Annotated in this window: 20 protein-coding genes and 1 pseudogene; 8 read left to right on the top strand and 13 right to left on the bottom strand. The window is 31.3% G+C overall.

Translation table 11 applies throughout. The features are described from left to right. The first annotated feature begins 39 nt into the window (after positions 1-39). Positions 40-1626, top strand: coding sequence for a nitrite/sulfite reductase (locus KPL54_RS09585; protein WP_216106349.1), 1587 nt, complete (start codon positions 40-42; stop codon positions 1624-1626). A gap of 298 nt (positions 1627-1924) precedes the next feature. Next, positions 1925-3763, top strand: coding sequence for an APC family permease (locus KPL54_RS09580; protein WP_216106348.1), 1839 nt, complete (start codon positions 1925-1927; stop codon positions 3761-3763). Between the two features lie 40 nt (positions 3764-3803). Here the strand turns inward: KPL54_RS09580 and KPL54_RS09575 are convergent, their stop codons facing one another. Next, the gene (locus tag KPL54_RS09575) at positions 3804-4793 is read right to left on the bottom strand and encodes a lysylphosphatidylglycerol synthase transmembrane domain-containing protein (protein WP_216106347.1); all 990 of its coding nucleotides are present in this window, start codon (positions 4791-4793) and stop codon (positions 3804-3806) included. A gap of 255 nt (positions 4794-5048) precedes the next feature. Beyond that, positions 5049-5906, bottom strand: coding sequence for a YitT family protein (locus KPL54_RS09570; RefSeq protein WP_216106346.1), 858 nt, complete (start codon positions 5904-5906; stop codon positions 5049-5051). A 265-nt stretch (positions 5907-6171) separates the two neighbouring features. On the opposite strand from KPL54_RS09570, the gene KPL54_RS09565 reads away from it, so the two are divergent. Continuing rightward, entirely contained in the window at positions 6172-7623 is a 1452-nt protein-coding gene (locus tag KPL54_RS09565; protein WP_309245372.1) for an HD domain-containing phosphohydrolase, read from the top strand. A 14-nt stretch (positions 7624-7637) separates the two neighbouring features. Here KPL54_RS09565 and KPL54_RS09560 read toward each other — a convergent pair whose 3' ends face one another. Continuing rightward, on the bottom strand, positions 7638-8897 hold the full coding sequence (locus KPL54_RS09560) for a VanW family protein (protein WP_216106344.1): 1260 nt from the start codon (positions 8895-8897) through the stop codon (positions 7638-7640). Positions 8898-9127: 230 nt separating this feature from the next. Between KPL54_RS09560 and KPL54_RS09555 the strand changes: the two genes are divergently transcribed. The 5 genes from KPL54_RS09555 (at position 9128) to KPL54_RS09535 (ending at position 14407) form a co-directional block, all read left to right on the top strand. Beyond that, positions 9128-9883 carry a ZIP family metal transporter gene (locus tag KPL54_RS09555; protein ID WP_216106343.1) on the top strand — a complete coding sequence of 252 codons (756 nt, stop codon included), beginning with the start codon at positions 9128-9130 and terminating at the stop codon, positions 9881-9883. A 154-nt stretch (positions 9884-10037) separates the two neighbouring features. After that, the gene (locus KPL54_RS09550) at positions 10038-11165 is read left to right on the top strand and encodes a C40 family peptidase (RefSeq protein ID WP_216106342.1); all 1128 of its coding nucleotides are present in this window, start codon (positions 10038-10040) and stop codon (positions 11163-11165) included. Positions 11166-11403: 238 nt separating this feature from the next. Further along, complete coding sequence (locus KPL54_RS09545) at positions 11404-11670, top strand: metal-sensing transcriptional repressor (protein WP_216106341.1); 267 nt, start codon at positions 11404-11406, stop codon at positions 11668-11670. Positions 11671-11697: 27 nt separating this feature from the next. Continuing rightward, complete coding sequence (locus tag KPL54_RS09540) at positions 11698-14148, top strand: heavy metal translocating P-type ATPase (RefSeq protein ID WP_216106340.1); 2451 nt, start codon at positions 11698-11700, stop codon at positions 14146-14148. 46 nt (positions 14149-14194) lie between these two features. Next, positions 14195-14407, top strand: a complete 213-nt coding sequence (locus tag KPL54_RS09535) for a heavy-metal-associated domain-containing protein (protein WP_216106339.1) — start codon at positions 14195-14197, stop codon at positions 14405-14407. Positions 14408-14503: 96 nt separating this feature from the next. Here KPL54_RS09535 and KPL54_RS09530 read toward each other — a convergent pair. From KPL54_RS09530 to KPL54_RS09485, 10 genes and pseudogenes are all read right to left on the bottom strand, one after another. Further along, positions 14504-15874: pseudogene (locus KPL54_RS09530) on the bottom strand (urease accessory protein UreH domain-containing protein); the annotation flags it as partial. Between the two features lie 120 nt (positions 15875-15994). Further along, positions 15995-16702 (bottom strand): bifunctional demethylmenaquinone methyltransferase/2-methoxy-6-polyprenyl-1,4-benzoquinol methylase UbiE, encoded by a 708-nt coding sequence (gene ubiE, locus KPL54_RS09525; RefSeq protein ID WP_216106337.1) that lies wholly within the window; start codon positions 16700-16702, stop codon positions 15995-15997. Between the two features lie 12 nt (positions 16703-16714). Beyond that, the gene (locus tag KPL54_RS09520; protein WP_253203413.1) at positions 16715-17335 is read right to left on the bottom strand and encodes a CPBP family intramembrane glutamic endopeptidase; all 621 of its coding nucleotides are present in this window, start codon (positions 17333-17335) and stop codon (positions 16715-16717) included. A gap of 17 nt (positions 17336-17352) precedes the next feature. Beyond that, a complete protein-coding gene (menA, locus tag KPL54_RS09515; RefSeq protein WP_216106336.1) occupies positions 17353-18252 on the bottom strand; it encodes a 1,4-dihydroxy-2-naphthoate octaprenyltransferase in 900 nt (299 codons plus the stop codon). 28 nt (positions 18253-18280) lie between these two features. Then, complete coding sequence (locus KPL54_RS09510; protein ID WP_216106335.1) at positions 18281-19636, bottom strand: 4Fe-4S binding protein; 1356 nt, start codon at positions 19634-19636, stop codon at positions 18281-18283. 19 nt (positions 19637-19655) lie between these two features. Further along, positions 19656-20195 (bottom strand): FixH family protein, encoded by a 540-nt coding sequence (locus tag KPL54_RS09505; RefSeq protein WP_216106334.1) that lies wholly within the window; start codon positions 20193-20195, stop codon positions 19656-19658. A 36-nt stretch (positions 20196-20231) separates the two neighbouring features. Beyond that, positions 20232-20750: a DoxX family membrane protein gene (locus KPL54_RS09500; protein WP_216106333.1), complete on the bottom strand. Its 519-nt coding sequence runs from the start codon at positions 20748-20750 to the stop codon at positions 20232-20234. A gap of 76 nt (positions 20751-20826) precedes the next feature. Continuing rightward, positions 20827-21639 carry a polyprenyl synthetase family protein gene (locus KPL54_RS09495; protein WP_375372983.1) on the bottom strand — a complete coding sequence of 271 codons (813 nt, stop codon included), beginning with the start codon at positions 21637-21639 and terminating at the stop codon, positions 20827-20829. A 235-nt stretch (positions 21640-21874) separates the two neighbouring features. Then, positions 21875-23242: a sensor histidine kinase gene (locus KPL54_RS09490; RefSeq protein ID WP_216106331.1), complete on the bottom strand. Its 1368-nt coding sequence runs from the start codon at positions 23240-23242 to the stop codon at positions 21875-21877. A 3-nt stretch (positions 23243-23245) separates the two neighbouring features. Next, positions 23246-23926 (bottom strand): response regulator transcription factor, encoded by a 681-nt coding sequence (locus tag KPL54_RS09485; protein WP_216106330.1) that lies wholly within the window; start codon positions 23924-23926, stop codon positions 23246-23248. Between the last annotated feature and the right edge of the window lie 176 nt (positions 23927-24102).

Raw genomic sequence — 24102 nt, 5'->3', positions numbered from 1 at the left:
TAGTCAGATGTATGTTGCAATACGAAAGGAATGATACAAATGAACAATTTAAATGAGATTCTTCTTTCTGAAATTGAAGGGTTTAGAGCACTTGGTAATAAATTTTTAAGTGGTGAAATGAGTAAGATGGATTTTAAAGGAGCTTCTGGTGGTATGGGAGTATATGCCGAGCGTAATGGCAAGGATTTTATGGTAAGATTTAGAATGCCAGCTGGGATAGCTTCTATAAAGGATCTTAAACAAATTTATGACTTTGCAAATAGATATAAAGTAGAAAATATACATATAACTACTCGTCAAGCAATGCAATTACATGGAATTACTATAGATGAAGTTTGTAATATTATGAAGGAAGGTATAAACAAAGAGTTATACGTAAGGGGTTCAGGCGGTAATTATCCTAGAAATGTTTCTGCATCACCACTATCGGGGGTAGAAAAAAATGAGGTTTTTGATATATCACCTTATGCAACTGCGGTGGGTCAACATTTTTTAGATAAGATATATACATATAAACTACCAAGAAAATTTAAAGTTGCATTTTCAAGTAACGACAAAGATGAGTCACACGTAACTGCTACTGATTTAGGCTTTTTAGCGGTTATTGAAAATGGAACCAAATATTTCAAAGTATATTTAGGTGGTGGAATAGGAAATAATTCAAGATTATCTGTTTCCAGTGGTCAATTAATAAATCCTGAGGATATTCTATATCATGTTGAAGCATTAACTGAGCTTTTTATTAATGAAGGTGATTATGTAAACAAAGGAAAAGCTCGTATAAGATATATTAAGGAAAGAATGGGTGACGAGAAATTCATAAATTGTTATAATAGTTATTTGGAGAAGGTTAAGGCTAAAGGCAATTTGAAAATCAAGGTAGAAAACAAGGTTTATGATAAGACTGGTATTGAAACTTCTATAAAAAGTCCAAGACTAATTTCACAAAAACAAAATGGGTTATACAGTGTGTATGTTCATCCAATGGGAGGACAATTAAGAACAAAGCATTTAAAACTAATATTAGATAAAATAGATGGTATGAATAAGATAGATGGTATGAATAAGATGGATGGTATGGACGATATAGAAATAAGATTAACTATGTCAGAAGGATTATATATTAGGAATTTGAACGGAAAGGAAGCACAAATATTACTTGACTTAACGGAGGAAATGGGTGGAAATACTTCACTTGAATATTCAACTTGCTGCATTGGAGTTCCTACTTGTCAAATGGGAATATTAGAAAGCCAGACCACTTTAAAAGAGATTTTAAGCTATTTTAAAGAAAAAAACTTTTCAAAAGATATATTGCCTCCTGTTCATATATCCGGATGCACTAATTCTTGCTCCGTACATGAAATAGGAACAATTGGATTCCGCGGTAAAAAGAAAAAGATTCAAGATGAACTTACAAATGTATTTGAATTACATATTGGTGGAGACCTTGGGATAGGTAAAACAAAGCTCAGTAAAATTTATGGAGATATTAAACAAGTGGATGTGCCAGAATTTTTATTTGAACTTGCAAGTGCCGTAGATAATTCAAACAAAGACTTCACTACTTGGATGGAACAAAACGTGGATGAGTTTAATGAATTAGTAACTAAATATATAGTATAAAGAAATTAAATAACTTAGACAGATAATTAAGAATAGGATATATGGGCTTAACCATGTACTCTATTTTTTTTGATTTACTTAGAGATAAGTAACATGAAAACGACTAATAAGTAACTTTAAATAAATATATATTAAGCATGTATCACTATTTGAATTATAATGTTAATTATCAGCCGTTAGAAGTATAAATTTGGCTATATTTCGTCATAAATAGATTAATTATAGTTTGAATTGTTAGAATTAATAATATATAATAGATAAATATTGTATAAATAAATTTGATTATAGAGGTGCATTTATGTTTTCAAAGATAAGAGAACTATTAATAGGTAAGACATTAAAAACAGAAGAATTAGAAGGAGAAAAATTAAACGTTTTATGGGGACTACCTATATTATCCAGTGATGCAGTTTCCTCCGTTGCATATGCAGGTGAGGAAATTTTAATTGTGTTAATTGGAGTTATGGGGTCTATGGCATATAGATATATGTTTTATGCTGCATTATGTATTGTTTTGCTATTGCTCATACTCGTTTTTTCATACATGCAAACCATTGATAGCTACCCATCTGGTGGAGGATCATACATAGTTGCAAAGGATAATCTGGGAGTAACCCCTGGGCTTACTGCAGGAGCAGCTCTTACTGTAGGTTATGTACTTACAGTTGCTGTTAGTATAAGTGCTGGAACTGCTGCCATAACATCGGCTATGCCATTTTTGTTTAAGTACAAAGTATCTATAGCTCTTATAATGTTATTAATTATAACAATAGGTAATTTAAGAGGAACGAAGGAATCATCTAAACTTTTTGGAGTTCCAACATATATATTCATAGGCTCTTGTGTAGTGCTTATTGTTACTGGTCTTGTTAGACATTATATTTTTGGTTATTCGCCACAGCCTTTATTTTCAACGCCAAAGCAAGTAGGTGATATTACACTATTTCTGTTTCTTCGTGCATTTGCGTCAGGTTGTAGTGGGTTAACGGGAGTTGAAGCTGTAAGTAATGGTATACCTAATTTTCAAGAACCATCACAAAAAAATGCAAAAATTGTTTTGCTTTTACTGGGTGGGTTAGTATTTTTTATTTTTGTAGGATTATCTTTCTTAGCAACAATTTATCATGCAGTACCTGTTAATCATATGACAGTGCTTGCTCAAATTACTCAGCAAGTTTTCGGAAAAAATATTTTCTTTTATGTTATTCAATTTACAACTGCAATTATATTAATAATGGCTGCTAATACATCTTATGCAGGTCTTCCATTATTACTTTCTTTAATGGGAAATGATGGATATGTTCCAAGGCAATTTTCTCAAAGAGGAAAAAGATTAAGTTTTTCAAATGGAATAATAGTACTAGCTGTAGCTTCTGCTATATTAATTATTGTGTTTAAAGGTGATACACATGCACTTTTACCGTTATATGCTGTTGGTGTATTTATATCTTTTACACTTTCTCAGGTTGGAATGTTCTTAAAGTGGAAAAGGGAAAAATCACTTGGTTGGAAATTTAAGGCGGCCGTAAACGGATTTGGTGCTGTTATAACTTTTATTACAGTAATACTTATAGGAATTATAAAGTTTACTCAGGGTGCTTGGATTGTTTGTATTATATTACCAATGCTTGTTTATTTCATGCTAAAGATTAAGGAGCATTATACTCATGTAGTGGAGCAAATAAGATTAACAAATGACTTAAGACCCAAAGTTGGGCCATTAACAAATAATGATCAGCATGTAATAATACTTTTAGGTACATTAAATAAATCATTTCTAAAGGCATTAAACTGTGCTAAATGTTTATCACAAAATGTTGTTGCATTTCATGTATCAACTGATCCGGAAATTACTCAAAAATTAAAAAGAAAGTGGAAAGAGTATAATCCAGGAATTCCATTAATAATAGAACACTCCTCATATAGGGATGTAATGGAACCATTAATGAATTTTATACAATCAGAAGAGCGTTCTTCAAAACATGGAGAAACAGTGACTGTAGTGCTAACACAGTTTGTTATTACTAAATGGTGGCATAATTTGCTTCATAACCAGACAGGGTATTTTATAAAAAGTCAATTATATAAAAATAGAAATGTGGCAGTTCTTACCGTGCCTTATATAATAAAAGAGTAGAAATTAAAAATCATTAGCCTAGGCTAATGATTTTTATGATTTATTTTTTTTTAAGTGCATAAAATCCAAAAATTATACAGGAGTAAAAAGTAATTAACCTCCATAACAATATACCGGCCATTATATTACTAGCTGCAAAAAACAAACTAAAACATATATAGAAAGCACCTTCCGCGCCTCCCATTGCTCCTGGTGATGGTATAACAGCTGTTATCATCATTATAAAAGCAGTTCCTGCTATCATACTACCAATGCTAGCACCATTCATTCCAAAACTAAGATAGATAAAATAAGGAATAATAAAATATATTGTTAGCTGTAATGTTGTATATATAACAGCTTCAAAAATTAATCCTTTACTATGTTTTGCTATTTGCATATTATCATGGAATTGATCTAAATTTTCGTTAATATTTGTTTCTAATTTTGATACATTTTTTACAAATTTAAACTTTCGTAATATTTTAGATAAAATCATTATAAATTTGTGTGTTAATTTACGATACTTGGAAAAAATAATTAAACATACAATTACACTAGCATGAACTAAAAAACCTACGCCTATTAAATAAAATAAATTGCTGGTTTTTCGTCTAAAAAAATCTAATTTCCAAAATATAAGAACTAGAGAATATATAGTTAATATAGCTTGATACATAATAAATTTAATCATAAGCGCTGAACCAGCTTTGCCAGCGCCCACTCCTTGTTTAGTAAGTGCATATAACTGCATTGGTTGACCGCCAGATGCAAAGGGAGTTATTGAATTAAAATATTGCCCAATAAGAGTGACTTTAAATGCTTCTTTAAATTTATAATCTTTTTTCATTAGAAATACAGTTACTTGTAAGATTCTAGCTTCACAAACCCAATATAAAAACATGGAGAAAATAGCCGCAATTAGCCATTGAATATGTAAGTTTTTCATTTGATGAATCAAATCCATCCAACCATGTGTGAATATAATTAATAGTATAAAAATGCCCACAGAGGCTACTCCTAATATCAAATTAAATTTATATTTTTTCATTAATTTACCTACCCTTTATTAATAATACTTTTATAAAAAAATCAAATACAATTATATTTCTTTAGTATCAACACTTTTCATTAGTTTCACTCCTTATATTTTTCATTTATTAAATATTATATCATGAAATTTAAACTACATTCTTAAATTTAGCTTACATTATTTTTAAAAATATTAATAGATGAATTATTTTATAAATAAAAAAAGGAGAGTGATTTAAAACCACTCTCCTAAAATCATTGTTCTACTTATAATTTAATGAATAGCTCTTTTCTTATAACTCTTTCCGGTTGTTTCGACACTGCCTATAGTTATGAATGCATCTTCATCAAAGCCATTTACAATAGATTTTAGTTTAGAAATCTCCAAACGAGATACAACAACATAAATTACATTTTTATACTCGCCTTCTTTTCCGCCTTTACCGTAAAGGTAAGTCATTGCTCGACCAAGTCTAGCCATTATTGCCTCAGAGATTTCTTCATGTTTATCTGAAATAATTACTACAGCTTTTGATTCATCAGTACCTTCAATGATAATGTCAATAACTTTGATTACTATAAAATAGGTTATGAGAGAATACATAGCTCTATCCCAACCAAAAATCAAGCCTGCTGAAAGTAATATAAAGAAATTGAAGAACATAATTATCTCTCCAACTGAAAATTTAATTCTTTTGTCAAGTATTATTGCTACGATTTCTGTGCCATCGGTTGATCCACCGCTTCTCATTATGAGGCCTATTCCTAGTCCAACTAGTATTCCACCAAAAACTGCTGCCAATAGTATATCATGCGTTATTCCTGGAATTGGCTTAAGTATAGATACACCTATAGAATAGCATATTACAGAAAAGATAGTTGCTATGGTAAATGTTTTTCCGATTTGCTTATATCCGATTATAAAAAATGGTATATTTAGTATAAAAGTAAGTAGCCCAAGTGGTACGTTGATAAAATGATTTGCCATAATTGATATTCCAACCACACCTCCATCAATTATGTTGTTAGGTATTAAAAATATTTCTAAGCCGATTGAATATAGTGTTGCGCCAAGTATTATAATAATTACTTTACTAAAGCTCGCGTAAAATTTTTTGAAGCGTTTAGTCATCGAATAACCTCTCTTTTTAAATACGTACTTTAATTATAACCTATTTTTACATTTCATTCAAGTTAATTTGAATCATAAACTATATTTTCTGAAAATTATGATAAAAAGAATATTGAATAATATAGTGTTAAAATTGCTATTTATTATTTCTAAAATGAATGCTATTTTATTAAAATATGTAGAATTTGGTTAGTGTAGTGAATATAGTGTATAAAAAGATTAATATAAAAAATGTAAGAATGCTAATTGCTTTGAGAAAGATAAAATGGAGGAAAATAAAATGAGCCAATTATCTGAAATTGAAGGGCTAAGGAAAGAGGATGTACAACATGAAAGAACTATAGAGGAAGCAATATTTTATAGTGGACCAGATATGCACTATATTTATGATCAGCAAGGAAGATTAGTGAGGTGGAATGAAAAATTTCAGGATATAACAGGTTACTCGTCCGAAGAATTATCTAAAATGAGTCTTTTGGATTGGTATAAGGGTGATGAAAAAAGCTATAGAGCAATCATGGATTGTATTACTAGGGCTAGAGACGATGGATTCGCTGTTGTTGATGCAGAACTGCAAAAGAATGATGGTACAATAGTATCCGTGTATTTTAAAGCATTTGCTTTATGTTTAAATGGACAAAAATATATTGAATGTAGAACCATTGATATAACGGAACGTAAAAGAAAGGAGAAAGAAAGTTGTTATCTAAGTTATCATGATCAGTTAACGGGGTTATATAATCGTAGGTTTTATGAAGAAGAATTAACAAGACTTGATACGGAAAGGAACCTTCCTATGACGATTGTTATGGGGGATGTAAATGGGTTAAAATTTATTAATGATTCCTTTGGACATGTCGTGGGTGATAAGCTTCTTAAAAAAGTAGCAAAGATAATAAGCATGGGATGTAGGGCTGATGATATTATTGCTAGGTTTGGAGGAGATGAGTTTGTTATTATATTGCCTAAAACGGATGCTTTTGTAGCAGAGAAAATTATAAAACGAATAAAAACTTTGTCATTGGATGAAAAAGTTGGGTTCGTTGATATCTCTGTTTCTTTTGGGTATCAAACAAAGAATAATAAAGAAGAAAAAACTGAAGAAATATTAATAAATGCAGAAAATAATATGTATAATAATAAACTTTTTGAGGGACCAATTATGAAAGTGAAAACAATTAAGGCGATAATAAATACCTTATATGAGGAAAACAAAGAAGAAGAAAAACATTCTCATGAGGTTTCGAAGTTATGCGGAAAAATGGGAGAAGCCCTTGATTTGTCTAAATATGAGGTCAATGAGCTCAAGGAAGTTGGATTACTCCATAATATAGGTAAAATTGCAATACATGAAAATGTACTTAATAAAACAGGCAAACTCACAAGCGATGAATGGAAGAAAATTAAGAGCCACTGTGAAATAGGTTATAGAATGCTGAATACAGTAAATGGTATGTCCAACATGGCGATATACATATTATATCACCATGAAAGATGGGATGGATTAGGATATCCAAAAGGATTAAAAGGAGCAGAGATACCAATTGCATCAAGAATTATAAATATAGCAGATGCATATGATTCAATGAGTAGAGATAGATGTTATCGAAGTGCATTATCAATGGAGAATATCATAAAAGAATTACAAAAAAACGCAGGTCATCAATTCGATCCTGAACTAGTAACTGTATTTATTAAAAAAATATTAGGAAAGTAAGTAGAGGAAAGCATCTATGAAATCTTATCAGTATAAAGCAAAACTTTTGATAACTTATTACCGTTTTCATACGTGATTCTAAATACATTTACGTGGTTACCTGTCACTTTATTATAAATGTTATATTTTTTATTGCTAAGACTTGCATTTGAGTACACATTAAATGTTAGACTTTCATTTTGGATTCCAGATTCTATAAAAATAGGATAAGAATATGTATTCTTAAATTTATAATCAAGAAGTCCAAAAGAAACTGTAGCATCAAGACCTTTCCCTATATAGCTGCAAGGCAAACTATGATGATATCTTTCCACAGAGGCAATATTTGTTCTAAGTATTGCATTATAAAGTGTAGTTGAGACTTGGCACACTCCACCACCTAAGTCATCTACAACTTTGTCATTTACAATTCCTTTTGCTAGCTTATAGCCTTTTTTAGCAGATCTTTCACCCACTACATCATTAAAGCTAAAAATATCACCAGGCATAACTATATGCCCGTTTATAGAATTAGAAGCTACTCGAATATTTTCTGACCGACTTTCACTTGAATTGCCAAAGTTAGTGGTAGAACTAGATATTAAAGTATTTATGCCTTCTAAATTGTTTTTTTTAATCTTAGGTTCAATGTTTATTAATTTAGACTCTATTAGTAAATTTTGTTCTTGTTTTATATTTTCAACTTTAGTTTTTATTTCCTTTTTTAGACTAGCAGAATCTATACTATGACCATACTCTTCTTTAGTTACAATTAAATCTCCTAAATTATTTCTGATAATAGTGGCATCTACAGCCTTCTTATTATTATCTTTAATAATATCCTTAAGAACTGTATCTACAATATCATAGTTGTATGTATGATTAAGTGTAATATTTTTCTTGCCAGGAGAGGTTATAGCAAAATATTTTTTTAGTGAATTACCTTCTTTTCCAATATCATAAGCTTTATCAACTGCAAGACCATAATCATATTTCATATCAAGTTTAGATAAAGCAATAGTATATTGTTTATTATTAATTTTTATTGTTATATTTTTTTTAGCAATGCTATTATTGTGTTTTTGAATGATAGCATTTTTAGCTTCCGTTTTAGTTTTTCCACCTATATTCGTATCTTCTATCCATACTTGTGGATATATTTTTAATTTATATTTTGAAATAGCATTATGAATAAGAAGACTTTGTAGTACAAATAGAACCAGGACTACCCCCGCTATAGATAACGGTTTTGTCGCCTTTTTATTTCTAGTGTTTTTAACAGTGTTTGAGATCATAGTAGTTGCTCCTTTTTTACAATTAATATTATATATTACATGTATAATATTAAAACTATTATAGAAATTTTACAATAGTGGTAATGCTTTACATGGAATTAATTATTTATTTAAATTAATATCAAAAGTACTTAGTGCATTTTAAAAAAGATTACCATATATTCTAACTTATCTCTTATATAGCATAGAATTAAATATGGTATTATTTTTAAAAATGGGGGACTTTATTAATGCTTAATAATTTTAATTTGCTTGTTCATATAAGTAATATAGGTTTTTTTACTGCATGGATTGGAACGATGATTGGAATACTACTTTGTTTTATTACTACAGATAATGGGAGAAGATTTAAAGGTACTGTTTTGGGATTTCTTGGAGGACTTATGCTTGCTATAATTTGCTTCGATTTAATACCAGAAGCATTTGAAAATGGTAATGTATATATCGCAACAATTGGTATATTTATTGGACTTATTACTGCACTATTGATTGATAGTGGTGTTAGTTATCTTAATTTCGGAAATCCAGATGGTGAAAAACAGAGATATTTAAAAGTAGCTCTTTTTATGGCGATAGGTTCAGGAATACATAATATACCCGCTGGAATTGCATTAGGTTCACTCTTAAATATTTCCTATACCAGAGGATTACAGTTAGCAATTGCTCTACTCCTTCATGGAATACCAGAAGGACTAACTTTAGGCATGTATCTTAAAGAAGGGGGTGCTAAAATATATATAATAATACTTTTTTCAGTATTTACTTCCATACCAATGGGTATAGGGGCTTTAATGGGAGGGATTTTAAATAGTGTATCGCCTATAATTATTTCCATTAGCTTATCATTTGCTGCTGGTTTAATATTATATACTGTCTGCAAAGAGATAATACCTGAATCCATTGGACTTTGGCGGGGGAGATTATCTGCAAGTGGCACAGTCCTTGGAATAATAGTAGGCAAGATCTTTGTTTCAATAATGCATTAAGTGCTTCTTGGTTGACATGACTTTTATTATTATAAGAATATAAAGACATAATACAAAAAAATATAAAAATCGACAATCTTCATAATAAACACATAAGTTTTTGATATATTTATTTTGTATTTTATAAAGTATAAACAAATGAGGAGATGTAATAATGAAGACAGTCCTGAGAAGCCTAGCAGTTGTAATAATTTTTGTTTTAACTTCAAATGTAATAGTACTAGCAGCCCCAGTAAATGAGAAGTTACAACAGCAGAAAGATTCACTAACTAGAATTCAGACCGAGAGAGAACAAGTTGAAACGAAAATAGAAGAGTTTGATAATGAAATTGAAAAGATTATGATTAAGACGGAAGAAAATAAAAGAAAAATATCTGAAACTGAAAAGTCAATTGAAGTTGCCGCAGTGGAGGTTAAAAAGGTTGCAAGGGAATCACAGAAAGAACAGGGATTGTTTAATAGTAGAATGAGAGTTATGTACATAAATGGATCCGATGGATATTTGAGTATTATACTGGATTCAGAGAGTTTTGGAGATTTTATATCAAGAGTAGATAACATAAAAACCGTTGTAGAATTTGATAAAAAACTAATGGTTAGGTTTGAAGTAGCTCAAAAGGAATTAAGTGAAAAACAGAAAAATTTGAAGAATACAAAGGAATCATTGCTGAGTTTGCAAGTAGAAAATAAGCAGAAGATTGATAAGATAATGGTTACTAAGGAGTCACAAAGCAAATTAATAACGCAATTGAAGAGCAAGGAAATTGTTGCTAAAGAATTACAGAATAAATTGAACGCTGAATCAAAAGGTACTAATATTTCGGCGCAGATAATTGAGCCTCAAGTTTCAGTAAATAAAAGTCTAACGAAAATAAGCGAATTAAAAAAATCAGTGCCTACATATACGCCTTCAAGGGGCGGAGCAACAGTATCACAAGGGGCTATAATAGCCTACGCTTCTAATTTTCTTGGAACACCATATTTATGGGGTGGAACAACACCTTCAGGATTTGATTGCTCAGGATTCACCCAATATGTATATGCACATTTTGGGATATCTGTAGGAAGAACTACATTTGATCAGATAAATGATGGTGTAGAGGTATCAAGGGATAAGCTTCAGCCAGGAGATTTGGTGTTCTTTGGAAGTTTTGCTAATCCTCATCATATGGGTATGTACATTGGGGATAATAATTATATACATGCTCCTCGTACAGGAGATGTAATTAAAATTTCAGCTTTGGGAAGAAATGATTATGTAACTGCTAGAAGGGTAAAATAAATTCTAAAGTGACAATTTCTTCATAAAACCTACATAAAGAAGTGGTAACATGTAATTAAAGTAAAAATATTAGTGTGATGCCCCTCCGGATAGAGGAGGCATTAATTTTTGGTATTAAAAATAGCTATTATAATCTTTTGTCTTAGATTTTTTAAAGAAGTTGACATATCTTTTTTTTAGTATTAATATGTATTTATACCCCCCCACCTAGGGGGTAGGGTATGAAAGAGGATAAATAATGAATAATGAGCAAAAAGAAGCTATGAAAATTTTAAAAATATCAAAAGGACAAATTGAAGCAACTATCAAAATGATAGAAGATGGGAGGTATTGTGTAGATGTGTCAAATCAAATTATTGCTGCACAATCACTCCTAAAGAAAGCTAATTTATTGATTTTAAAACAGCACATGAATCACTGTGTTATGGAAGCCTTTGAGCATGACAAAGGCAGTGAGAAGATAGATGAAATTATAGGTCTTTTATCAAAAATAATTGGTAAATAGAATATATGGAATAAGGAGGCGAATTATATGGTAACTAAGTCATTGAAAGTAGAGGGAATGACCTGCGGGGCATGTGCAAAAGCAATTGAAAGAGTAACTAAAAAATTGCCAGGGATTTCTGAGTCAAGTGTGAATATTGCAACAGAAAAATTAAAGATAGTTTATGATGATTCTTTGATTAAATTATCTGATATACAAAATGTTGTTGATAAGGCGGGATATAAATTATTAGCCCAGACAACTAATAAAACATTAAAACTTGAGGGAATGAGTTGTGCATCTTGTGCAAAAAATATAGAAAGAATAACTAGAAAACTTAATGGAGTTATAGAATCAAATGTAAATTATGCTACTGAAAAACTAACGATTTCTTTTGAGCCATCCTTAGTTAAAACTTCGGATATAAAGAAGGCTATAGCAAAAGGCGGATATAAGGCTCTTGAGGAAGAAAACAATGTAGATCTTGATAAAGAGAAAAAAGAAAAGGATATAAAGGCATTATGGAATAGATTTTTAATATCTGCTATATTTGGAGTGCCGTTATTACTAGTTGCAATGGTACCAATGATTGCTATGAAAATGAATATGATGTTGCCAGGTGTTATTGATCCTATGATGCATCTTAAAGCGTATGCTGCTCTACAATTAATACTTGTTATTCCCATAATGATAACAGGTAGAAGATATTTCATAGTGGGATTCAAGTCTTTAGCACGGTTAAGTCCTAATATGGATTCGTTAATATCTATGGGAGCATCGGCTGCATTTTTATATAGTATATTTGCAGTTTATGAAATATTCATTGGTAATACTGGTTATGAGATGTATTTTGAATCGGCAGGTATAATATTAACTCTTATAACTCTAGGAAAGTATTTAGAATCAGTAACAAAAGGAAAGACATCCGAGGCAATTAAAAAGCTTATGGGACTTCAGCCCAAAACTGCAATTATAATTAGACTGGATAAAGAAGTTGAAATTCCAATTGATGAAGTAGAAGTTGGAGATATAGTTGTTGTAAAACCTGGAGAAAAAATGCCTGTGGATGGTGAAGTTGTTTTCGGAACTACATCTGTAGATGAGTCAATGCTAACAGGCGAGAGTATGCCGGTTGAGAAAAGCCTTGGACACAAAATAATTGGAGCAAGCATAAATAAAAATGGTTCTATTAAATTTAAGGCAACTAAGGTTGGTAAAGATACAGCTCTTGCACAAATTATTACATTAGTTGAAAATGCTCAAGGATCAAAAGCGCCAATAGCTAAAATGGCAGATATTATATCTGGCTATTTTGTTCCAGTGGTTATAGGACTTGCGTTAATATCGTCTTTATCTTGGCTAATAGCTGGTCAAACGGGAGTATTTTCACTAACAATATTTATTTCAGTGCTTGTAATTGCTTGTCCTTGTGCACTTGGACTTGCAACACCAACGGCTATAATGGTTGGAACAGGAAAAGGTGCAGAATATGGGGTGCTTATAAAAAGTGGTGTGGCTCTTGAAACAGCACATAAAATTCAAACTATTGTATTCGATAAAACTGGAACTTTAACTGAGGGGAAACCAAAAGTAACAGATATAGTTACGGTAGCTGATGTTGATGAGGACTATTTATTAGTAATAGCGGCTACTGCAGAAAAAGGTTCAGAACATCCACTTGGTGAAGCAATAGTAAAAGAAGCAGAGGAAAGAAAACTAGATTTCAAAAGGACAGAAAAATTTAATGCTATTCCAGGTTTAGGAATAGATGTAACTATAGATGGTAAAAAAATATTACTTGGGAACAAAAAACTTATGGATGAGAGTAATGTTTCTTTATTAGATTTAGAGAAAACATCAGATAAACTTGCGGGAGAAGGAAAGACACCTATGTTTATAGCTATCGAAGGTAAGCTAAGTGGCATAATTGCAGTAGCCGACACAGTTAAAGAAAACAGTAAAAAAGCTATAGAAAGACTTCATAGTATGGGAATACAGGTTGCGATGATAACTGGTGATAATAAAAGAACGGCAGAAGCAATAGCAAGGCAGGTTGGGATAGATACAATACTTGCTGAAGTATTACCAGAAGATAAGGCAAATGAGGTTAAAAAACTACAAGCAGAAGGGAAAAAGGTTGCTATGGTTGGTGATGGGATAAATGATGCACCAGCACTTGCACAAGCGGATATCGGTATTGCTATAGGATCTGGAACCGATGTTGCAATGGAGTCTGCAGATATCGTACTTATGAGAAGTGATTTAATGGACGTACCTACAGCTATTCAGCTAAGTAAGAAAACTATAACAAATATCAAGCAAAATCTATTTTGGGCTTTTGGATATAATATTCTAGGAATACCAGTTGCAATGGGAGTGCTACATTTATTTGGTGGACCGCTTTTAAATCCAATTATCGCGGCCCTTGCAATGAGTTTTAGTTCAGTTTCAGTATTAACAAATGCATTACGCTTAAAAGGGTTTAAGCCATTAAGATAAAGGTTCTCAATATATGAGAAATTAAAATTGGAAAGGAGAAATAAAAATGAAAAAGAAAATATATGTCGAAGGTATGAGTTGTGGACATTGCGTAAACCATGTTAGCGAGGCACTAAAGGAGATTGGAGCAAAAGACGTAGAGGTAAATCTTGAAAGTAAACTTGCTATTACTGAAATCGGTGATAATATTACAGATGATGTTATAAAGGCAGCTATTGAAGATGCCGGGTATGATGTTGTAAAAATAGAAAAAGCATAGATTAAATAGTAAAATTTAAATTATAAAAGGTTCAAGTATTACATAAAATGTAATACTTGAACCTTTTTATTAAATGCTTTAAATAGTTAGTTATTTACAGCAAGGCATACCGCTAGATGGGGTTGGAATAGAAGAATCAGGTTTTGAGGTATTAACGGTATTTATATTATCAACAACTTTAATTACCCCACGAATCATACCCATTCCACAACTGAAGCTTATATCATTATCTTTTGGTGTGAATTCAATTATATTATCGCCAGCTTGTAAATTCTTTTGAATGTTTAAGGAAGGTATAACAATTTGCCCATTGCAGGAATTTAATGCTTTGCCATCAATTATCCATTTTACAGGCATATTTTTTTGGACATATAGACCATTTGGAGTATATCCATTATCGTCTGCTGTCATTCTAATTATTTGAACTCCATTTTCAATTACTGGTTTATTGGCCTTTGACGATGATGTTGCTGTTTTACTACCAGATAAGCTAGCGGCTAATGTAGTTGTGGTCGGCACGTTTATACCAGCGAGTGTTAGTCCACGAGTTCCCATTACAATACCTAAAACTACAACTAGTATTCCACTGAATCTTAAAAGAGTCTTTGTATATCCTTTAGTAATTAAACCTGATAATGCTCCAAAGGTCAACATTAAAGGTACTGTGCCAAGAGAAAATAGTAGCATAGACATAGCACCATTAAAAGCACTTCCAGTTCCTAGGGCATATAGTTGCATTGTTTGAAGCGGTCCACAGGGCATAAGCCCATTTAAAACACCAATTAAAAAAGGGGTTTTTGGTGTTTTCTTAATTGAGCAAGCGGACCACGGCAATTTGAAGCTAAGTTTTCTAAATAAGCTAAAGCCACTCATATTAAGGCCCATTATTATCATAAACATACCTGCAAATATTTGAAGCCCAGCTTTTGCGGTTATGGATAGTGAAAGTACTGAACCTAGAGCACCAACTATTCCACCGATTATTGTATAGGATAGAACTCTTCCTGCATTGTATAGAAGGGCAGGTCTTACAGAATCAAATTTACTTTTGCTATCTTTTGTTATGCTTTGCGATAACATTATTCCACCACACATACCAACGCAATGTATTGAGGTAAGAACCCCAACAATGAATAGAACAAAATATGTAGCACCGTTTAGTTTAGATGTCATGTCAAGTCCACTTGATGAATTGCCAATTAATATAATTGCCGCTACGATTATAAATATGCCTGCTATTTTAGAACGGCTTCCATCTTTTGTACTATAACCAGCTAGATCTATAGCGGTTCTAATTTTTTCGAGATTGCAGAGATTAGTATCATATTCCACAGTTAGAGATTGAGTACTGAAACTCGCCATAGCATTTTTAACACCAGTGAGTTTTGTAACTGCTCTTTCCACTCTTGATTGACAGGATGTACATGTCATGCCGAAGACTTTTATTTTTTCTCTTTTAACACCCACATTTCCACCTCCTAAAATCTTTTAATATAACTTAGAGAATCTGAATCTATAATTAAAATTATACGAGATAGTTGTGTAGATTTTATAAAGATGTTATTGATTTTAAAAGAAAGATTATTTTTATAAGGGCTTAATGCCATAATGTAGTGATGCTATCCCTAGTGTTAGAGATTTAAACTCTGTATTGCCAAAACCGATGTGTTCAAATTCATCTCTAAGTTGTATCTTAGTCATAAAGCCATTTACTGAATCCCTTAAATAGTAATAAGCAGCTTTATCTTGGGTACCTAAATAGCCAATAATAGGTAGCACGAAGTTGAAATATAAATTATATATATTTCTAAAAATAGGCAGTTCAGGCTTAGATAATTCTAAGCAAACCACTTTCCCACCTGGTTTCAAAACTCTATATATTTCTGAAATAGCCTTTGTTTTATCAGGTATATTTCGTAGACCAAAGGCTATTGTGATTATATTAAAGGTATTATCCTCAAAGGGTAGATTAATAACATCCCCTTGTATTAAGTTGAATTTATAATTCTTTAGTGATTTGTTAAGCTTTTTATAACCTACATCAATCATTGCTTTATTAAAGTCTAGACCTATTACTTCGGTATATACACCAACAGCTTTACATTCAAGTTCTATCATTTTGCCAGTACCGCAGCATAAATCTAATACTTTATCATTTTCTTTAACGGCGCATAGTTTTATAGCCTTTTTTCTCCAAATTTTATCTGTGTTTAGAGTTAATATTGTGTTTAATCTATCATATTTAGTAGCAATTGATGAAAATACATCGTGTATATTTATAGCCACTTGTTTCATTATTATACCTCCTTATATCAAGGGGAATATTACGAAAATTGTTAAGTCCCAAATTGCATGGGATATAATTACTGGAAGTAAGCTTTTTTCTTTTTTATAAAGCCATCCCCAAAATACGCCACATACTAAAGCTGCTATTACAAGCATCACATTGACTGTAATTATGTGAACACCAGCATACAATAGAACTGAGATTACATATCCTTTGGTCTCACCAATTTTTTTTGATAGGGTATTTTGTATAAAACCTCTCCAATATATTTCTTCGCCTGGGCCAATTATAAATAAAAGGAGTAATCCTATCCAAATTAAGTTTCCATTAGACCTATTACTGTAAACGGATAATACCTGGGAATCTTTAAAAGGAAATATGAAACCTGATACAATATTTCCTAAATAGAATATTATATAAAGTGCTATAGCTGAAAAAATTCCAATTAGAATATGCCTTATGGTCAATTTACCAAGCTTAAAAATATCTTTGTTAAAAATGAATGCCATTAAAACTAATGCTGAAATTGACAGACTCATTTCTAACCAAAAATTCATTGGTTTTATTACAAAAAGTAAATACCAAAGAATTGTTGCTACAATTAATGTAAAGATAGTATATTTAGAATTTGTTTTGCTCAAGTCTTTTCCTCCTTTTATTATAATAGGAAGCTCAATAGTATAGAAAATATTAGTAAAATTCCAAACTGAGCTTGAAGTTTTCCTGTAGACTTATCAAGGATTATTAATCCAGAAATCGAAACATCGGAATTATATAATGTTTTTGAATTTGAAAAGGCTATAGGTAATGTAATTAAACAAAGCAGACTAAGTAGTGGAAGGACTCCGAAGGAAATCATAATTATAAGGGATACATATGATAAAATAAGCATCCCATAATAAATTTTCTTTGCATTATTTTTGCCAACCAACATTGATAAAGTTTTTATGCCTGCTTTTTTGTCGTGAATTATATCGCGAATGTCATTCGCGTGTAATATAGCTGTAGTTAAAAGGCCTACTGGAATTGAAATCAGAAGGGCATCAGCACTAATGTCTTGCATTTGAACATAATAAGAACCAATTACCATTAAAGGACCAAATAAAAGAAATACTAGCGGAGCTCCAAGCCCCTTATATTTTAGCATCAGAGGTTTTCCTGTATAGGAGTACCCGCCCAGGGCACCTGTAAGTCCCAATATTAATACAAATACACCCTTTTCATAGGATAAAAATAATCCTATAAGACTTCCAAGTATTAAGCAAAGCATTCCAGAGCGAAGAATCTGTTTGGAAGATAATAAATTCTCCAGAATAACACCGCTTGAACCATAGGAATCTTTTGTATCAACTTTATTTTCATAATCATCATGATCGCTTAGTAAATTAACAGCAGTGTGTAATAACAAAATAGCAACAACAGAGAGTATAAAATACCCAAATTGAAAATTATTTTGTTTAATTGCGAGTATTGCGCCTATTGTAACTGGAATTACAGAACCAGTGAAGGAAAAAGGTCTTATAGATCTTAACCATGTTTTGATATTGCCACTAATCATAGATACTCTCCTTTTACCATTTTAGTTGTTACATACGCATTGCCATTGGAATAGAAAATAATACTATGTTAGCTACTGCAAGTAATACCATTAGAATTGTATAAACTATAGATGTTCCTAAAAGTGTTTCTTTATTTTGACTGCTTTTTGCAATTCTATAAGCGGTGTATATTGAACCTATAGTACCAAGTACAATAATAATATATTGAAGGACTTGTATAGTTGGGCTAGAAAGTAGTGCAGTTGAAGCGCCATGAGATGACATTCCGAAAAGCTCCATTGCAGTATAAATTACAGATTTGCCCTCTGCTAATAAGTGAAATAGGTTATGAGCTATATGTCCTGCTAAGTCTAACGGTATAACAGCATATCCAAATCTTGAGAAATTTTCCATGATCGAAGCTTTGTTAAATTTTTTAGCAATAAGACCTGTTAAAAGGAGTAATACAACAGGAATTAACATAGCTATAAAAAAAGTTACAGTAAATGTTATATAATAGTTAGTTGTTCCTAGTATATTTTCAAGAGAATGTAATAATTCACCCCATATGTTTAGCATGGTTATGTTTTGAACAAACACAATACCCATAATTACGATGGCCAAAAATGCAACTTCTATTTTTGGTTTTTTAATATCCCATAATTCTTTAGTAGGTGTACGAGGACTTATTCTAATAGAGTCGTTAGGACAATTTTTTACACAGTTGCCACATAGATTACATTCTGCACTACTAGCCATGGTTTTAGGAAACTCAAACATAGGACAGCCGGGAACTTCAGTTGTTCCTTTGTAACAGGTTGATGTTTTGCAGTTTTTACATACTTCGGTAGTCCCTCGTAGTTCAACCATACCAGCTCTTGAATAATTACCAGATAATCCACCAAGAAAACATAAGTATCTGCACCAAGTCCTTCTCTCAAAGAGTGCACCAGAAAATATTACTGCGGTAGTTATCATTAAAAGCAATATTCCTGAACCACGAGGGTTCTCAACTACACCCCAAACATGATCACTCCAGGTAATCATAAGAAAAGTTATATCAATAATCCAAATACCATATTTTCTTAGAAATTTTGGTACAGGTTTGTTATTGCCTACAAATTTCTGAACTACATCATTTAGAAGTCCAAAAGGGCATACAATGCACCAAAATCTACCGAAAAGTAGTAGAAGGATAGGCAGTAGCGGCCACCATAATACCCAGGTTCCAGCAGTACCAAAGTTATCGTGAGCGTCGCTTGGACCAACTATTAATTCATAGACTATAAAGGCAAAAACTAGTGCAACTGGCCACTGAAATATACCGGGATACCATTTGCTTTTGATAAATTTTTTTAAAGTTTTATTTTTTAAAAAATCTGTTTGTTTTTTTATATCTGACATTAGTATCAGGCCTCCATTTCTATGATTTAATAGATTTTTTCTTATTTATAGCAGCTATAACTAAAATCAGCACAACTACTCCTGCAAATACACCAAGTATAAGAAAGTTAGGGCCTGCACTTTGCACATTAACACCAAGGTCAATGTTCTTTGCTTGTCCATTTGCATCAAAAGTAGATTTAATAATCCATTGACCCTTACTTTTGAAGTCTACCATTCCTGTATATTCGCCTTTTTTAGAACCTTCTTTTAAATCTATAATCATGGGTGTATTTTCCGCTGTCATACCACTCATGCCTTTCATATCAGTAGAGTTGTCCATAGCTACAGTGATTTTTAAATTAGAGTTAGTTAAAGGTTTCTCGTTTTTATCAAGTAAGGAGATTGTAAATTCATTCTTTCCTGGTTTCAATTTTTCATTTGTAAAGGTTAAGGAAGCTTTTACACCATCAACCACTTTATTTATTTGGGTACCAGTTGTAGATGCAAATGCTAAGGGTGAAACTGATAAGACCAATATTAATGTAAATACAAAGTTTTTTAATGTTTTTAATTTCATGTTTATTGAACCCCTTTCGCTTTTGAGAAAATTATTTTATGATGAGATTAGATTGGAATCTGATTTTTTTGTAAAGATATTTTTAAGAATGGGTAAAATAAAGTGGTCAAGCCCAATAGTATAGGCATTAGCTCCAACAAATAAGAGTATGAATGCTATTGTATACATATTTGGATTTGTACTAGTAGTGCCAGCTAACATATAATTTAGGTTCATAAGCGCACCAGCGATAAGACCGACAACTGTAAGAGCACCTAGGATTAAGCTAATACCAACAAGAAGCTCACCAAATGCAACTAGATAACTAAGTGTTACTGCATTTGGCAGCGCTATATTTTTGATAAAGTCTGCATACCATGACTGAACTGCTGGGTGAGCGCCGGTTGCTTTAACTAATGCAGCTTTTAAAAATCCGGTTATAGCAGTGCCGGCAGTGCTGCCAATCCAACCACCTCCAGTAACCTTTTCAAGACCTGCAGAAATCCATTGGTAACCTAACCATATACGGAGTGCTGTCCATATGATGTTAAAGTATTTATGTTTAAGTAGTTTCATTTTAAAATCTCCTTTAATTTATATTTATTGTATTAGTTTAGAAAATTTAAAATTCTCATTATATGGGTTTTTCTTTTTAGTGAGAAAGATTAAGAATATAGTTCACAAGATTTATTAAACTTATTTTATAGGTCGAGTCTTCAAATATCTTAAGAGACGATATTGCTTTATCTCCATACAATTTTGCATCTTTTGCGGAAATGGTTAGATTAGTATAAATATCTTTATCCATACAGTCATCCATTATCTGGTATGCCATTCCAAAATTTAATCCGTATTCTTCTAACCCAATTATTTGTTCTTTTGTTGCGCCAGAGAGGGATGCTGCAATTTTGCAACTAACAGACATAAATAATGCCGTTTTACCTTTAATAATATTCAAATAAATTTCACGAGTTAGTAACTCATTTTCTGCTTGAATCATTTCAGCGGTACACATGTTTTCAGTTAATTCAATTATAATTTGCTCATATTCTTTTGGTAGAGAATTAGCAAGAGTAGAGAATGCTAAAGAATAAACAACATCACCTGCCAGTACTGCTATTTTATTACCATAAATTTTATTTAGAGTTTTTTGACCACGCCTGAGAGTGTCGTTATCAAGGACATCATCATGTATTAAACTAGCACTATGCATAAGTTCAAGACCAGTAGCAAATTTAATTAACTGATTACGCGTACTTTTTGGGAGATTATCATCTATAAGACCTGCCGAGAGTAAAGATAGGGTAGGGCGAAGTCTTTTTCCAGGAATTTTAAAAAAATAACCTATAATTTCTTGTAGATGCTTAGTACTTAAACTTGTACATATTTCTTTTTGCTCTTTTTCAACAAGAAGTAGATCTTTACTTACTGGGTTATAAATATCTTCAAACTGCAAATTCTTCACCAACTTTCTATATTTAGTAATTTATTATTATGTTATTTTCAAGTGGCAGTTTTTTTAAAATTTGTGAGTACAATATGCAGTATATAAAAATGGTATGAAGATATTATGTAGAAGAGATGTTAACCTTGTTTTCTATAAAGCAAAAAGAGAAGCATTATGCTCCTCTTTTTGCTTACTTATGGTTATAATCCAAGTGACTTTGATATTTAAGATCCTTTGAATATTTGTATAATAATCACAAAACTCTATTAAAATATAAAATAAACACGCTACCTTTTCCTTCTGTACTTTTTACTTCTATGTCCGCCTTGTGGAGAGTCAATATGTTCCTTACAATTGTAAGGCCTATTCCAGAGCCTTCTATTTCATGTCTACTTTTATCTCCTCGATAGAGTCTTTCAAATATATAAGGTAAGTCCTCTTTTTTAATGCCAATACCTGTGTCTTGTATTTTCAATATTACTTTTTTATCTGTTGTTTTTAAAGTAATGTTAATTTCGCCTTTAGAAGGTGTAAATTTAATAGCGTTTGAAAGTAAATTAATAAGTACTTGCTTTATCTTATCTGTATTACCTAAAATATTGCATTGGTTATTTGTATTACATTCTAGGGCCATTTTAATATTCTTACTTTCCGATATTAGTTCGAATTCCTTTTCGACTAAAGTGAGGATATCTTTTAAAGAGATTATTTCCATGTTTAAAGCTGCTTCTTCTCCTTCAATCTGTTTCAAGGTATTTAAATTGTCTATAAGCTTTCCGAATCTAATAACCTCATCGTTAAGATAGGTTAATCTTTCATTGTCTGCTGGAAAAATACCATCAATCATAGCTTCAAAGTTGTTTTGAAGAATATTAAGGGGGGTTCTTACTTCATGGGATATATCTGATATTAACCTTTTTCTAATAGAATCCTGATTTTGAAGATTTTCTCCAAGTGTATTTATGCTATGTCTTAAATTTTCAATTTCTAAAATACTACTTTTGTCATTCGACCGTGCACGATAGTTCCCATTTGAGAGATCAACTGAAATTTTAGAAACTTGCCTAAGAGGATTAGAAAATTGCTTCGAAACAAGCAAACTAATTAATATTGTTATCAAAAGTGAGAGTACAATACTTAAAATAATACCCTTGTTTATTGATGTCTTGAAAGTGATATCATCACTGGTTAATAATACTGGACCATTTTGTCCTATGTCTACATACCCTACAATTTTATCTTTATATTTTATTTGGAGGGTTCTTAAAGTATATACGCCGTTACTTTTATGGGGCATAGTAGTATTAGTGTTGTTAATTATGTCATTTGCATTCATTCCCCAAACAACTTTTTTATTTATATTCTTAAGAGTGAGGCAGTAATTATTCATATAGGCTTCATGCGTAATTTCTATTCCAGAAGTTTTTGACCACTTACCACTCTTTTCATATACTGTTTCTAAATATTTTACTATTCCAGTGTCCCTCTTAGTTTGTATTTCAATTAAATACTTGTTAAAAGTTTTTGATATTGCTATATTTACAAAAAGTGTAGCTAAAAAGAGTGCTAATATGGATGTACATACTAATATAATACTTAATCTTTTTCTTATGCTTTGCATAAATTAATCACCACCAAATTTATAACCGATTCTAGTTACTGTTATTATATATTTAGGATTTCTGCTATCCAATTCTATCTTTTTACGTATATTTTTAATGTGTACATCTATTGTTCTATCAAAACCTTGAAAATCAATTCCCATAATTCTTTCAATGAGATGTTCCCTTGTAAATACTTTGCCACCGTTAGATGAAAGAATCTGCAATATGTCGAATTCATTTGGAGTAAGTGATATTTCTTCCCCTCGCACATAAACTACCCTTTTGTCATAATTAATTTCTAAATCTCCATTGTCATAAACCATTGTTTCAGATTTATTTATATTAATCCTTCTAAATAAAGCATTTACTCTTGCGGTTAATTCTCTTGGACTAAATGGCTTAACCAAGTATTCATCTGCACCAAGGTTTAATCCTTCTATCCTATCCTCTAAGGTGCTTTTGGCAGTAAGCATAAATATGTGTACCTCGGAAATTTTTCTTAAAATGCTGCAGACATCTTCTCCAGATATGTCTGGTAACATCAGGTCTAATATAACTAAATTAAATTCAATTTTCTGGAAAAGGTTTATTGCGTCTAAACCTTTTGTAGTGGTATATACACTATAGCCTTCTTTTTCAAGATATGCTTTTAGTATTTCAGAGATCTTTTCCTCGTCTTCAATAATCAATATATTATTCAAGTTTATACACTCCTTGTATAATGTAGTTGTAATAATTACTAATCCCATAATAACTATTAATTTCATCATGCTTAGTATTATAATTATCTTATTTATAATACATTAAACTCTTCAAGTCAATGCAATATGTTCGATATAAACTATATTTTATAATTAAATGGGTAAACTATATAATG

Source organism: Clostridium estertheticum (assembly GCF_018861295.1).
Classification (GTDB): Bacteria; Bacillota; Clostridia; order Clostridiales; family Clostridiaceae; genus Clostridium_AD; species Clostridium_AD estertheticum_D.
Note: the sequence above shows the minus strand (reverse complement) of the source record. Positions and strands in the feature narration are given on the sequence as shown.

Bases quoted from the DNA above. Each gene is read 5' to 3' on its own strand.
- KPL54_RS09535 (WP_216106339.1), top strand. From the start codon at position 14,195: ATGAAAAAGAAAATATATGTCGAAGGTATGAGTTGTGGACATTGCGTA.
- KPL54_RS09490 (WP_216106331.1), bottom strand. From the start codon at position 23,242: ATGCAAAGCATAAGAAAAAGATTAAGTATTATATTAGTATGTACATCC.
- KPL54_RS09585 (WP_216106349.1), top strand. From the start codon at position 40: ATGAACAATTTAAATGAGATTCTTCTTTCTGAAATTGAAGGGTTTAGA.
- KPL54_RS09550 (WP_216106342.1), top strand. From the start codon at position 10,038: ATGAAGACAGTCCTGAGAAGCCTAGCAGTTGTAATAATTTTTGTTTTA.
- KPL54_RS09565 (WP_309245372.1), top strand. From the start codon at position 6,172: ATGGAGGAAAATAAAATGAGCCAATTATCTGAAATTGAAGGGCTAAGG.
- KPL54_RS09510 (WP_216106335.1), bottom strand. From the start codon at position 19,636: ATGTCAGATATAAAAAAACAAACAGATTTTTTAAAAAATAAAACTTTA.
- KPL54_RS09500 (WP_216106333.1), bottom strand. From the start codon at position 20,750: ATGAAACTACTTAAACATAAATACTTTAACATCATATGGACAGCACTC.
- menA (WP_216106336.1), bottom strand. From the start codon at position 18,252: ATGATTAGTGGCAATATCAAAACATGGTTAAGATCTATAAGACCTTTT.
- KPL54_RS09505 (WP_216106334.1), bottom strand. From the start codon at position 20,195: ATGAAATTAAAAACATTAAAAAACTTTGTATTTACATTAATATTGGTC.
- KPL54_RS09540 (WP_216106340.1), top strand. From the start codon at position 11,698: ATGGTAACTAAGTCATTGAAAGTAGAGGGAATGACCTGCGGGGCATGT.
- KPL54_RS09570 (WP_216106346.1), bottom strand. From the start codon at position 5,906: ATGACTAAACGCTTCAAAAAATTTTACGCGAGCTTTAGTAAAGTAATT.
- KPL54_RS09545 (WP_216106341.1), top strand. From the start codon at position 11,404: ATGAATAATGAGCAAAAAGAAGCTATGAAAATTTTAAAAATATCAAAA.
- KPL54_RS09560 (WP_216106344.1), bottom strand. From the start codon at position 8,897: ATGATCTCAAACACTGTTAAAAACACTAGAAATAAAAAGGCGACAAAA.
- KPL54_RS09575 (WP_216106347.1), bottom strand. From the start codon at position 4,793: ATGAAAAAATATAAATTTAATTTGATATTAGGAGTAGCCTCTGTGGGC.
- KPL54_RS09555 (WP_216106343.1), top strand. From the start codon at position 9,128: ATGCTTAATAATTTTAATTTGCTTGTTCATATAAGTAATATAGGTTTT.
- ubiE (WP_216106337.1), bottom strand. From the start codon at position 16,702: ATGAAACAAGTGGCTATAAATATACACGATGTATTTTCATCAATTGCT.
- KPL54_RS09580 (WP_216106348.1), top strand. From the start codon at position 1,925: ATGTTTTCAAAGATAAGAGAACTATTAATAGGTAAGACATTAAAAACA.